At 38.1% G+C, this 14367-nt stretch carries 6 protein-coding genes and 1 pseudogene; 1 reads left to right on the top strand and 6 read right to left on the bottom strand.

Going from position 1 to position 14367, the window contains the following annotated elements; translation table 11 throughout:
- The first annotated feature begins 345 nt into the window (after nucleotides 1–345).
- Nucleotides 346–876, top strand: a complete 531-nt coding sequence (locus tag J7Q84_RS14125; protein ID WP_209095209.1) for a WGR domain-containing protein — start codon at nucleotides 346–348, stop codon at nucleotides 874–876.
- A 144-nt stretch (nucleotides 877–1020) separates the two neighbouring features.
- Here J7Q84_RS14125 and nagE read toward each other — a convergent pair whose 3' ends face one another.
- From nagE to J7Q84_RS14095, 6 genes and pseudogenes are all read right to left on the bottom strand, one after another.
- Nucleotides 1021–2463, bottom strand: a complete 1443-nt coding sequence (nagE, locus tag J7Q84_RS14120) for an N-acetylglucosamine-specific PTS transporter subunit IIBC (RefSeq protein ID WP_209095208.1) — start codon at nucleotides 2461–2463, stop codon at nucleotides 1021–1023.
- Nucleotides 2464–2636: 173 nt separating this feature from the next.
- Complete coding sequence (locus tag J7Q84_RS14115) at nucleotides 2637–3470, bottom strand: PRD domain-containing protein (RefSeq protein ID WP_209095207.1); 834 nt, start codon at nucleotides 3468–3470, stop codon at nucleotides 2637–2639.
- Between the two features lie 40 nt (nucleotides 3471–3510).
- Nucleotides 3511–3999 (bottom strand): PTS sugar transporter subunit IIA, encoded by a 489-nt coding sequence (locus J7Q84_RS14110; RefSeq protein ID WP_209095206.1) that lies wholly within the window; start codon nucleotides 3997–3999, stop codon nucleotides 3511–3513.
- Between the two features lie 481 nt (nucleotides 4000–4480).
- A complete protein-coding gene (locus J7Q84_RS18625) occupies nucleotides 4481–8563 on the bottom strand; it encodes a S8 family serine peptidase (RefSeq protein WP_209095205.1) in 4083 nt (1360 codons plus the stop codon).
- A gap of 861 nt (nucleotides 8564–9424) precedes the next feature.
- Nucleotides 9425–9628, bottom strand: a pseudogene (locus J7Q84_RS14100) (DUF444 family protein); the annotation flags it as partial.
- A 158-nt stretch (nucleotides 9629–9786) separates the two neighbouring features.
- On the bottom strand, nucleotides 9787–14010 hold the full coding sequence (locus J7Q84_RS14095) for a S8 family serine peptidase (protein WP_209095204.1): 4224 nt from the start codon (nucleotides 14008–14010) through the stop codon (nucleotides 9787–9789).
- Between the last annotated feature and the right edge of the window lie 357 nt (nucleotides 14011–14367).

Below are 14367 nucleotides of genomic sequence, written 5' to 3'. Positions count from 1 at the left end.
GGGTTCTCCTTTGGGAGAGAAAAGCATAAATTAAACATCCAATTGACAGACCAAATAACAAAATTTCGGTCTGTCTTTTTATTGTTAAATCAAGGTTTTAATTGAAATCGCAATTAAAATAGCAGACAATTAACACATAAAATAACATTGGGCAATAACTATTGTCTTTGCTAATTATTGTGCTGTTTTAAAGCGATTTCGAATGATAAAAATTATGATATTTATATCTTATTAAACACCTGGCTTTGATAAACTTACTCCTGTACAAAGGCTGGGAATGACTAACAAGGTTTTTAAAATAAATGATATAATCTAGCTAAGATAAAATAGTGTGTGGTGTTGGTCTTGATTAAGATGGTTAAGCAGATTGATGATGAGGTTTTGTATTGGGAAGTTTGGCAAGATGGTAAAACACTATTTATTCATTACGGTACTGTTGGAGATACTGGTGAGACTGAGGAAAAGAAATTATCACTATTTCAAAAGGCAGAAAAATTGATGGATGAATTAGCAGAAGAAAAAGCTAATGAAGGTTTCGATTATTTAGATGAAGATGAACTATTCGAGCTTGTTGTTCAATACAGCTATGAAGAAGACCAAATGGAAGCAGCTCTAGAAAAGCGACATCACGTTGAGGATTTAATGAATGAATGTTTAGGTTGGACAGGTAACGGTTCTTGCGATGGCGGGGATATAGGTAGTGGTACAGCTAATATTGTCAACTATGTTGTAGATGTTGAGAAGGCAACGCAAACAATCATAGAAGAACTAAAAAATAACAACCTACTTGAAGGAGTAAAAATAGCTTATTTAAACCCTGAAGACGAGGAATATATCGCTTTGTATCCAGAAGGAGCCGATTTTGACCTAATGTAAAAGAGCATCGAGACATCTCAATGCTCTTTTTTCTGTTATTTACTGTGTAAATTGTATTGCTAAAACAGAGTGATTTAAGCAATTCAAATTTACTTTCCCTCCGAAAAGAGAACCCGTTACTTTCATAAGCGGTTCTTCATTAATTTATTTACGAATTTTTTCAATTTCATCAGCTACAAATTGTACTTGTGTTCCCACGATAACTTGGATGCTCTGTGATCCCACTACATTGATTCCAGGTACACCTGTTGCCTTAATTTTATTTTGATTTACATTATTCATATCCTTTACTTCTACTCTTAAACGAGTAATACAATTATCAACAGACACGACATTAGCATCTCCGCCTAAGCCGTCATAAATCGCGGCAGCCATGGCTGCATACTCATTTCCAGCTTGCGCATGTGATGTTTCCATTACTTCTTCACCATCTTCTTCTCTTCCAGGAGTTGGAAGATTAAACTTAACAATTAAGAAGCGGAATAACACATAGTAAATAACTGCGAAAACAAGTCCTTGAAGAAGAAGCATATAAGGTTGGTTAGCCAACGGCAGTCTTGAACTTAAAATAAAGTCTACTAGTCCTGCACTAAAACCAAAACCTGCTGTCCAATGAAACAAAGCAGCAACGGCTAATGAAATACCTGTTAACACTGCATGCACTACATAAAGCCCAGGTGCTAAAAACATGAATGAAAACTCAATAGGTTCTGTAACTCCTGTAAAGAATGAAGCGAAACCTGCAGCTAGCATCAATGAAGCAGCTTGTTTCTTCTTTTTCGTTTTTGCAGTATGGTACATCGCAAGCGCTGCAGCCGGTAAGCCGAACATCATGATTGGGAAGAACCCAGCCTGATACATCCCTGTAACTCCCTTTTCTCCATTACCTGACCAGAAGTTACCGATGTCATTGATTCCTGCCACATCAAACCAGAACACTGAGTTAAGCGCATGATGTAATCCCGTTGGAATTAATAATCTATTAAAGAATCCATATAACCCTGCACCAAGAGCTCCTAATTTACTAATACCTTCACCAAATGAAACTAATCCTGTAAAAATAACCGGCCAAGCAAAGAATAAAACTGCTGAAACTACGATCATCGAAACCGCTGTCATAATTGGGACTAATCGTTTTCCACTAAAGAAAGACAGCGCGTCTGTCAGTTTCACATGACTAAAGCGATTATACATTGTTGCAGCTACAATACCTGATAAAATCCCTACAAAAGCATTTCCTATTTTCCCAAAGGCTGGACTTACATCGGCTACATCAATTCCTTGCAGCAGAGCTACTGAATTTGTAGAAAGCAATGTTGTCACTGTCAAGTAAGCAACCAACCCGCTCAATGCAGCGGAACCATCTTTGTCTTTTGCCATACCTAAAGCTACACCTACAGCAAATAAAATTGGTATGTTATCAATAATAGCTGCTCCTGCTTTAATTAAAAACGCAGCTACTGGGCTGTCTGCGCCCCAGCCTGAAGGGTCAATCCAATAACCAATACCCATTAGAATAGCTGCAGCGGGTAGCACTGCTACAGGGAGCATCAATGAACGGCCCATCTTCTGTAAATACTTCATCATTTTGATCATTCTCCTTCTCCAAAATTTTTATAATTCATATCTATTTATAAAGACTTTCATCCCTAAGGACTTTGCTGTCCATAAATCTAAGGTGTAATCCAATTAAAAAATTATAATTTCGTTAAACGTAAAAGAATTTTTTTATAGCTTTATAGGCGCTTCTCAATCTGTCCTTACTTGTTAAAAGTACTATTCTCTCTTAGCCTTTCAATATGAAGGGTAATATACCCTAATTCTTGCTCTGGCAGCTCAATGCCATGTACTAGAGATAGATCCTTTGCTACTTTCGCTGCACAATTGTAGGGAAGCGGGAACTTCTTTTTAATCATTTCCAACATTTCCTCATCCATCGTGTGATGTTCATAATGACTAAGCCTGTCTAAAGCAAATCGAAGATGGGTAATCAGACGCTGATAAGACAAATCCTCTTCTTCAATCGTGATATTCAAGCATTCCTTAATCATTTGAATCATGTCTCTTACAATAGTTGTCTGCTTCACAGTTTGACGCAAATCACCTCCTTGCAGTTTCATTGTGTGAATATGCAAAGCAATAAAGGCTGCTTCATCTACAGGCATATCAATATACAATGTATCTTTAATATGCTGAATAGCCCAAAGGCCTATTTCAAACTCTCTTTTATATAAAATTTTTATTTCATGCAACAGCTTGTTTTTTAATTGAATGCCTTCTCTTTCTCTTTCAATAGCAAATGAAAGATGGTCGGTGAGAACGATATGAATACGTTCATTCAGCTTTGTACCAAGGTGCTTTTCTGCGTAGGTGATTATGTCATTTGATATGGTAAAATGCTCTTCTGGAATACGGCTTAGCAGCTGCTGCAGCTTATCATTTTCCTTCATAACAAAAAGCTTTTCGATTTTGTGGATATTCACAACATCATTTTTCGTTTTGTTAAAAGCAATGCCAGCTCCAACTGCTATTTTCTCCTGCTGGCCGTCCATTACTATAACAGCATTATTATTCAAAATTTTGATTATTTTCACCTAACATTCCCTCCTCGTTTTCACTACACTAAACAGTGTGTTACTTAACGGAGGCTGTTATAATCACCGTCTTTCCTGGTATCCCCTCCTTTTCTCCTGTAACAGCATACTGTTTATTACCTTGCTGACTATTCGTTATTACAATGGGTGTGATAATACTTTTTGCATGGGCACTAATATACTCCCAATCCACTTCAATAAGACTTTGACCTACGGAAACCTTGTCTCCTTCACCTGTAACTACGTTAAAACCGTTCCCCTTTAATGCAACTGTTTCTAGCCCAACGTGAATAAGAATTTCAGTCCCGTCCTCAGCAAGAATACCGACAGCATGTTTAGTAGGTGCGATTTGAATAATGGTTCCTGCTACAGGAGCACAGATATCTCCCTTCGCAGGTATTACTGCTGCTCCTTCTCCCATCATCTTTTGATTGAAAACCGGATCAGGAACCTCTTCCAGTGGTACAATTCTTCCTTGAACTGGAGTGTATATTTGTAATTTTGCTTTTTTAAACATATTCAGCAGCATAGTTATTTCTCCTTTATTATTCGATAAGACACTGATTCACAATACTCAATTTCTGTTGCTGCTCGATATTCTGTAGCACCTTTGCCGCTTATACCAGACTTGAGAACAACAAAAAAGGCATGGGGGTACAATAAAAAGATTAAATATCTTTTTACCTTACCACCATGCCTGATCGTATCAGTAACATGTGATCCAATATTAAATTACTAAACTAATAGTAGCATCAAACGCTACAAAAAACAAGATGAAAGCGGTAACTTTTTCTTCAAAGGATTTAACCTGCGTTGTGCACTATGATAAAAAAGGGGTGCTTTTTTCAAGCACCCCTTTTTACTTCTTATTGCCTTAGTTCCCGTCTGAGTTCTTTCAAGATTTCTTTTTAATTGTTTCTTTAGGCTGTTTCATGTTCTTCGCATTAGGACCGAGACACGTTCCACAAAACAGATTAGCGTCTCTATGTTTACTATTAAGTACCTTACAATCAGTTGATACCTAATTCTTTCTTTATATCTCCCAATGTTTGCCCTTTATAGGTTCTCTTAGGATGCGGTGCATCGTTAACTCCCGGATCTGTTTCAAGATAGTTGTATTCCACTAGCTCAAAGTCTTTTGCATCGATTACTCCGTCGAAATTTAAATCAGCTTCTTGGTTATTAGATCCCCAACTTTCTTTTATCGCAACGGCATCCAAAATATCTATTACACTATCCTGATTAACATCTCCAGCATCTTGTTTACGAAGAAGCATTTCGCGCCAAGTTCCAATCACTCTGTCTCCACGTTGTTCATAAAGTGTAAACGATGTATGAACTGGAAAATGCCCTGGAATATTGACTTCCATCTCGAATGGTCTATCAGTTACAGGTAAGCCTGTTACTGTAAAGTCGTTTCTTTGCATTGTTCCATCATATTTCTTTCCATCTGCATCCGTTACTTTCACAGATATCGGTGCATTAGAGAAGTCTATATCATAATCATACTTCCCATCTGCACCATAAAACCCTTGTGCTAGAATGCTGCCTCGTACTTCTGAATAGCTGCGTAATAATTCTGGATTATCTCCCGCAAAATAGCCTTTTACATTAGTTACTTTTCCATCAGTATCGATGTACGTTGCTGATGGCGACGGGGTTTTCAAAGCATTCCTTTTTCCGAATTTAGCCTCTTTTGCTTTTACTATCACGTCTATAACTGGCACATGTCCTGTTACTTCAACTCCTGAACCTTCGCTAATTACAACTGTTGTATTTAACTGGTTAGTGGGCTTTCCTTGTTGATCTATAACTTCTTTTGTCATAGTCGATTTCCCATACTTTAAGAACTCTGGATTTAGTTGCACATCCACTAATTCCATTTCATTTTTGTCATACGTAACAGAGAAGTTTCCTTGCTTTAATTTCTCCATATTGTTAGCAGTTAATGTGAGCTTGATTAAATCGCCTGCTTTCACTTCTTTCTTGTCCATCGACGCCGTTACATATGGAGTACCTTTAGGAAGAAAATGATTGATAATCGGCCCACTGCTCGCAAAGTTCCCAACGGAATCAAATCCAAAGAAGGCAACAGGATATCGATTTAAACTTGCACCCATTAGAATCTCATCGGAAAAATCGCCATTAGCATCTGTAATTAATGGTATAGGATTCGGGTACGGTGATCCCCAATAATACGTGATATAGTTATTAGATTGAGTAACGTTAAGACCCGCAGCTTTCATATCATCAATGCCTTTATCATACAGTTTCATTGAAACCGGTACAGTAGTAGTTCCCGGCTCATATTCATACACACCAGTCGGTAAGCTGCTCGAAATTTCTGGAGCTGTATTGTCGATAAACGTATCTGTTTCTGCAGTAAACGTTTTTCCTTTTGCATTTACCCCTACAAGCTTCAGCTTATAATGTCCTTCTGGTGCTAGTGTAGGATTCACAGAGATAGGATTTTTTGCATTTTCTGTGTAAGGATAATAGTAACCACTAAACATTGAATATAAAACAACCCTTATTCCTTCTCCTATCAGTGTTGGATCTAGTGTCCCCACTAGTCCTAAATCTTTATTAGTTTTTGGATCTACTAATACAAGACTGAGCTGCTCCATTGGAGATCTTAATACAAAGGAACCAGGTGTAAAATTAAATACTGATCCAAATTGATTATTAATTTTTGTTGAAAAGTTAAATGCTTCAATATCTTCTATACCCTCTTCAGTTACTCTCACAGCAAACGGAATTTGGTATTCTTCAGACGAATCTGCTGTATTTACATACTTCACATATCCTTCGTAATACCCTTTTTCAGCTGTTTGTGGAATATTTAAAGAGATGTTCGTTTTCATTGACTTGCCGGCTTTTACAGTCAATTGTTTATCGAAAGATAAAGAAACACCATTTTCTTGACCGTTTAGCGAGCGTTTTGTAAATTTAACGCTGGCTTGGAACGTTTTGTTTGTATCACCCGTATTCGTTATTTCAATTGTTCGCTTGTCACGAAGGTCCTTATCATCTATATAACGCAATCCGAAGCTCATAGCGCCTGTTCGGTCAGCTATTGTAACCTCTTTCCCATCTTCAATGTTTTGCGTTTCATCAACGACCTGGAAATTCATATGTGAATGAATGGCTTCATATGGATCTACTCTGCCAGCCCCAACTTCATACACGCTGTAATCGCCATTTAGAGGGTCAGCTGTATTCATTAAAATAGACTTAATATCCGCAGGTTTATAATTTTTATTTGATTGTAAAAGAAGGGCCGCAATCCCTGCAACATGTGGAGAGGCCATCGATGTTCCAGATAACCTTGCATACGCATAGTCATATGTACCGTTTGTTTTATCGTTTATATAAGAAGGGACGGTAGATATCACACTTACTCCAGGAGCTACGATTTCGGGTTTAATATCATAGTTCACTCTAGAAGGTCCTCGGGAACTGAAACCTGCAAGACGGTCACCTTCCATTGTGACTTGTCCCATATCATGAAATGTCAAATTCTCAGTAGATTGAAGGCTGCTTTGCAACGCTTCTCCTTCTTGTTTCGTTAATGAGAAGGTTGGGATAAAGTCCATTCCTTCTCCAAAGTAATAAGGAATTTGTCCTTCCGCTTCATTATTATTATAAAGAAGGACTGCTTTGGCACCGCGTTGTTTTGCTACTGTGATTTTATCTACTAAGGCACCATCACCACGGCTGATGAGTACAATTTTGCCGGAAACATTTGGTTTACCGACATAGTCAGTGCTCTTTCCTAAGCCTACATCAACAATTGGTAAGTTCATACCTTCAAAATCTGCTAGCTTATCAGAATAATGCTTCGCCATTAATTGCAGGTTGATAGAGTTAGAGCCATATTGTCCTTTAAAGGTCGTGACATTCCGCGGAACATCGCTTGCCCCTACTGTAAGAGCGAGGGCCGATGTTCCTGGAGACCCTACGGTAAAGGAATTACTGCCAGAGTTTCCTGCTGATACAACAGCTGTTACACCGCTGAGTACGGCATTGTTAATTGCAACACTTGTTGGATAAAAAGGATTATTGACTGTTGCTCCAAGAGAGAGGTTGATTACATCCATACCATCTGTAACGGCTTGTTCGATACCCGCAAGGACTGCTTCAGTCGTTCCGCTTCCATACGGGCCTAAAACACGATATGCATAAAGGTCTGCATCAGGTGCAATTCCCATTACGCTATAATCACTGCTATTGTCTCCTTGACCTGCAATTGTTCCGGAAACGTGGGTTCCGTGTTCCGTATAGTAGCTGTTACCTCCCGAAATTTCTTTTTTTCCGGATTTTTTCCAATCTTCATAGGTTGTTTCCATCGGATCATTGTCATTGTCTACAAAGTCATACCCGCCTTTGTATACTCCATCAAGGTCAGGATGGTGGTAATCAATACCAGTATCGATAACACCTACTTTGATTCCTTTTCCTGTAAACCCTTCATTATGCAGTTTGTCGATGCCTAAAAAAGGTAAGCTATCCACGATTAGCGGTTTTGCATCTGTTTGTGTTTCATTTTTCTCTTGAACAGGAGGCTCTACCTGTACTGTAGCATCGCTCCAAATAGCTCTAACTACTTTTAAATCTAATAGTTCTTGTACTTTATTGGCAGGTAATTCCATAGAAAACCCATTTAACGTACGGGTATAAGTTTTCTTAATTTTATAGGCACCGTTGCTTTTTCCTTTAAACATCTTAGCAACATGATTTTTAAAGGCTGTTTGGTCATCTTCAATATTTTTCTTAGCTTGATCGGAAGAAAGCGCTTTCCCTTCTAGTTGCGCTTTAAGCTGAGCAACTTTTTCAGGGTGATGATCGAGCTGGACGATGACTTTAATAGTTTCATTACTTTCTAGATCTACTGTCGATGATAAATATAGCCCTTCTGTTTCCACCGCTTGCAGCTGCTTGTAGTTTTCTCTTTGTTGAGGTGTTAAATTGGAGAGTACAGATTCTAATGAGGTTGGTTTTTCTGCTAGTACATTAACAGCTGGGACATTAGCTGAGCTAAGGACTAATCCTGCTCCTAGAGTCAATACTAAAATTTTTTTGTTTTTTGACATCGGTATCCTCTTTTCTTCTATTTTTTCTAAAAAATTACAATATTTATTTTATTATTTTTTTAAATTTTCAGATAATAGATAACGGTTATAATGATATAAACGAAATTTATACATATAAAATTATATATATAAATAACTTTACGGTTAATAAAGGATTTTCAGGCTGATTATGGAATAAATTTTCCTTTCTCCTACCTAGCACAAACTTGTTTAGAATAGTAATCTTAGCATATCAAAGATTTAGAAATTACTTGCAGTTCTTTTGCAGTTAATCAGAACCAAAAGCACTTTCCATATGGTTATATCATAAAGTAGTAAATACCGCCTTGACTCAGTATCATTTCTTTCACTTAATCAAAAAGTAAAGGAAACTGCTTATGTTAATGCCTTTTCTTAGCCTCCATGAGTTGTGACGAAATATAATCAAGGAATTCCAAAGCCTATCTCCTATGTAACCTAACTCAAATTCACTATAAATTATCTCAAATCCGTTGTGCTGCGCAATTCTTACTCCCTGTCCTCCTATTGAAGCCAACGCAATTTTTTCAACATAGCTTTTAAATATAAAATCTTGCATAGAGCCCCAACTAGAAAAAATATATAAATATCATTCAAGCAGAAAATTTTATTCATTTATAATCCTCGCTTTAATTGATGTGATTTTTTATTATTCATCTCAATTATGACAAAAAATACTCTTATGCCAATATGTTACTGATATGTATGTAGATTATATTTTCATACCAAAAGAGCCCTGAGTACATGCTCCCTTTGTACTCAAGACCCTTACGTTCATCCAATTCTCTCATTTGTTTCTGCTCGGAAGAAGCCCTTCATTGCATTAAAAACATCGGCTTTTTATTTGAGAATATAATAACGGAACTTTTCATCATTGATATTTTTGTAAGCCGACATTAACACTGAATGCCGATTATACTGATTTACTTCTCCATACCCAAACATATTAGATACTTTCATCAGTTCCGTTACAAGCTTTACACAGCGTGCATTATCTGAGGTGAGATTATCACCGTCTGAGAAATGGAACGGATAAACCTGATTGCGAAATAAATAAACCTAGTGGTATCAGTAACATGCAATCTAATATGAAACTAACAGGATACTTTTAGCATTAAACACTACAAAACATGAGATAAAAGAGGTGAATTATTGTGCACCACGTAAAAAGGGATGCTTTTTTCAAGCATCCCTTTGTTTACTTCTTATTGTTTTGGCTCAAGCCCCAGTTCTTTCAAGAAATCACCTAAGCCTTTTTTATTGATTGTTTCTTTAGGCTGTTTCGTGCTCTTAGCATCAGGACCAATGCGTAAGAAGTTTTGTTCCACGAAACGAATATCCGCTTCATTTACTGTGCCGTCGCGGTTGATGTCTTCTTGTACTATAGTCGCAGAACTTGTACCATATGCATCCGCAATCAATTGTACATCTCGAATATCAATTACTTTATCCTTGTTCACATCACCTGCATACGTTGAAGTAAAGTTCTGATTAGAATAAGAGTGACCTATCCATTCTCCGCCCTTTTGTGTGCCGAATTTCTTTGTTATTACACTTGTTAAATGACCTGGTACTTTCAGATACAATGTATACGGCTCATCTGAAGCAGGAACTCCATTAATAGTGTATGCCCCGCGTGAATTAATCGTACCCTTGTACACTTTTCCATCTGTTGCCTTTGCATATACTGTTGCACCAATAGCAGAATAGTCAATTTTATTGTTTAAAGATCCAGTTGCAGTCAAGAAGCCTTCTGGTTTAATGTTTCCTTGTATTTTTGAATGCGTTGAAATCAACTTAAATGTTTTACCAACAAATAAATATGGAATGCCGACTGGCTTTTCTTGTCCTGCTTGCATATAAGAGAAAGTAACACCTGTTATAGCTGCAGCACCGTCGTAATATTCATCTTCTATTAACTTAAAGGTTACATCCAAAAACGGCATATTTCCGTCCATTCCTGCAAAGTTACTTCCCTCAAGAGCTGCTCCTACTTTTACTGTGTTCTTAGTTGAACCTTCTGTAATTGCAGCTTCTTTTAGGTTAATAGAAACGTTATTCTTCTTCGCGTATTCTTTAAATTGCTTGTTTACCTTTACATTCAAGAAGTTGTACAGATAATTTTCATACTGTAGGCTAAAGTCTCCAGACAGAAGCTGCTTCACATTATTCACATTTAATGTCATAGTGACTGTATCGCCTTTTCTAACTTCCGTTTTATTGTACTCACTTGTTACATATTCCGTTCCCTTTTTTACAAAGTAATAAAATTTGACTCCACCAGGATAATCCGCTGCTGATGCATAGTCAGCTGCAAGCACACGCACGCCATAAGGCTTCGTTGCAATGTCTTTTGGTTCTATGCCGAATTTGAAATCTCCATTTCCTTGTACTGGGAACATCATTGGGAACGGTGAATTCGGATAAACCGCAAGCGTATTTGTAGATTGATCAATATTAATACCTTTTTCTTTCAGTACATCCACTGTAGAATCATATACATTACCGTGTACCCATAATGCACGTGCGCCATCTTCTTCTGTATACATAGAATCATCTATCTCGATTACATTTTGATCATAATCCTTCATCGTGATCTTCGGAGCAGTATTGTCTACAATAAATGGTTGGCTGATAGGATATGATTTTCCATTTTCGTCATAACCAAGCAGTTCAATCTTATACTGTCCCTCCGGCGCTTTCACTTTTTCACTGCTGATTGGGTTTTGAGAGTCATTTGTAAATGGATACATATCGCCATTAAAAAGTTGCAGCATGGTATATGTTACATCTGGCTTCATCGTACTAGCATTAATTGTCCCAAGGAAACCGATTGCTTTATCTGTTTTTTCATCTTTTAAGACAACATCAATCGTTTGCAGTGGGCTTTTCAGTTTAAGTTTTGCTCCAACAAATGGAGAATAAAATGGATGAGCTCTTACATCATTCGCCGCTGCATATTTTGATAATGCTATAGATTCTATTCCCTTCTCTGTTACACGAATGGCAAATGGAATTTGATATGTTTCTTCTGGGTTGCTTGCATTTGTCACATGAATATAGCCTTCATAACGGCCTTCTGCCGCACTTTGAGGGACTGTAATTTTAGGCTGCATGCTTACTGTTTTGCTGCTTGCAACTGTGATGCTGCTTGGCACGTCGAGCGTTACACCATTTGCTACGGCATCTTGAATACCTGTTCTCTCTCCATGGTACTCTACTTCTACCTTGAATGTTTTATCTTCTTCCCCATGGTTTTTGATGACCATCTTGCGGCTGTCTTCAATTGAGCCATTATCCTCTTTGTAATGACTTCCGTATGAGATCGATCCTGTTTCATCAGCAATTTCTACAACCTGGTTGTTTTCAATGGTTTGTGTAGTATCCATCACTTTAATCGAGATATCCGTGTGCACAGCATTGTACGCATCGATACGTCCTGCACCTTGTTCGAATACGGAGTTATTGCCTTTTAAGTCTACTGAGGTATTCATTAAAGCTGCTTTTACATCAAATGGAGAATATCCTGGATGTGATTGCAGAATCAACGCTGCTACCCCTGCCACGTGAGAAGTTGCCATCGATGTTCCTTGCAAACGCGTATATGCATTTGTATAATCCACTCCATCTTCTGGACTGTTAACATATTCAGGAATCGTAGAGAAGATCGCTACCCCTGGTGCCACTACATCCGGTTTAATATCGTAGCTGCCTTCTACTGGCCCTCGAGAACTGAAGCTTGCCAGACTATCGCCTTCCGTTTTTGTGTTTGCCAATGCGCCTAATGTAAGCGAAGCGTTATCACCAAGTTCTCGCAAGCGCTCTCCATCTGCTTTTGTTAAACGGAAGGATGGAATGAGCCCCATAGATTCTCCTAAATAAGCAGAGATTTCTCCTTCTACATTGTTATAGATGATAACTGCTTTTGCACCTGCTTTTGCCGCACTTTTGATTTTGTCAACAAATGCTAGTTCTCCACGTTCAATCAAGGCAATTTTGCCAGTAAAATCTTTTCCTTCGAAATCAGTCGGTTTGCCAAGACCGGCGAACATAACCTGCATCGATTGGTTTTGGAGTGTTTCCAAATTGTCTGTAAAGGTTTTGCCTAACAGCTTTACATTCTCAAATGTTTGGCTACCTGCAGTCATAGAAGTAAAGGTTGGAATATCCATCGCAAAATCACTTGCACCAACGGTAATACCAAGTGCGGATGCTGCTGGAGAACCTAATGTTTTTTCGTTTGGACCACTATTTCCAGCCGCTACTACTGCGACTACACCAGACAGCATCGCATTGTTAATCGCAACAGATGTTGGGTATAGTGGGTCATTTAAAGAATTCCCAAGAGACAGGTTGATGACATCCATCCCGTCTGCAATAGCCTTATCGATACCAGCAAGAATACCTGATGTAGCACCAGCACCATAAGGACCAAGTACGCGATAGCCGTATAAATCGACATCAGGAGCTACTCCTTTTACCGCATAGTCTACATTATTTTTTTGTTCCCCAGCGATCGTACCTGATACGTGTGTACCATGCTCTGTATAATAAGGAGTTCCAGAATAAGGGTTGATTTCTGGTTCATTGGAAGCTTGCCAATCTTTATACGTCGTTTCCATTGGATCCGCATCGTTATCAACAAAGTCCCAGCCTTTTACCATTTCTGGCTCAATTGCTTTCGGATCTGTTCCAAAGGATGAACGGTACCCTTGATACGCATATTTTAAATCAGGATGATTGTAGTCAATCCCTGTATCTAACACACCCACTTTAATACCTTTTCCAGTTACTTTTTCCTCATGAAGCTTGTCCACTCCGATTTGCGGAATACTGTCCATCATTTTCGATTCGGAAGCTGATTGTGTTTGTTCCGGAAGATCAAGCTGTACTGTGTCGTCTTTCCATACACGCTTCACTACACCACATGTTAGTAACTCTTCGATTGCTGCACCTGGAATTGTCACCGCTACGCCTGTTAAAGCTGTGCGATATTCTCTCGTAATCTTTGCATCTTTTAACTGTGGGCTTGCACTCTTTTGGTTTTTTAACGCTTCAAAGCTTTGTTTAAACTCTTGATGAGCTTGTTCTACCTTGGCAGCTGCCGCTTTCGTAGTCGTACGCAATCCTTTTGCCGCTTGCTTCATCACTTCTACTTTCGCCGGTGCTTGATTAAACTCGACGATAACGTTTACCTGTTCAGTGCTAGTTGTATCAATATTTGGTGAAATAACAAAACCTGGCTTTGCATCCAGTTGTTCCAAAGCTTGTCGTTGTGTATCTGTTAATTTCATTAATACTTGTTCAACATTATCAACTTGCTTTACTTCAAGCGGAGTTTGTGCCAATGTATTGAATGGTACAGAACCTGTAGCTAATACACCAGCTGTCAATGCCCCAGCAAGAACGCGATTGAATTTCTTCTGCATAGTACCCCTCCTAAGTTGTATATACAAGCAGCTATCAACAACTGCGAGTTACCTAATTTACTAGATTTATTAGGAAAATTTCTCACAAAAATATAACGATTCCTACTCTATTTGCATAGCTGTTAATTCTTGTTGTGAGTTATTTATTATTTAAATTGTACTGAAAGAATCAAATTCTGTTAATTGGGAAAATTCAAGGCAATCACCGTCTAAATTTGTCATTTTTTCGAATATTACACCGAAAAATAAGACAAAATATGAGCATATACAACGGCTAAGAGCTCTTTAGAAGGTTGGGAAAATTTTATGAAACCCGTTGAATTATACGGATTTATGTAACTCAAATAAAAAGAACCG

Origin of the sequence: Bacillus sp. 165 (assembly GCF_017742235.1) — a bacterium.
Classification (GTDB): domain Bacteria; phylum Bacillota; class Bacilli; order Bacillales; family Bacillaceae_G; genus JAGHKQ01.
The sequence above is the reverse complement of the archived record's forward strand: the minus strand, read 5'-3'. Positions and strand labels throughout refer to the sequence as shown.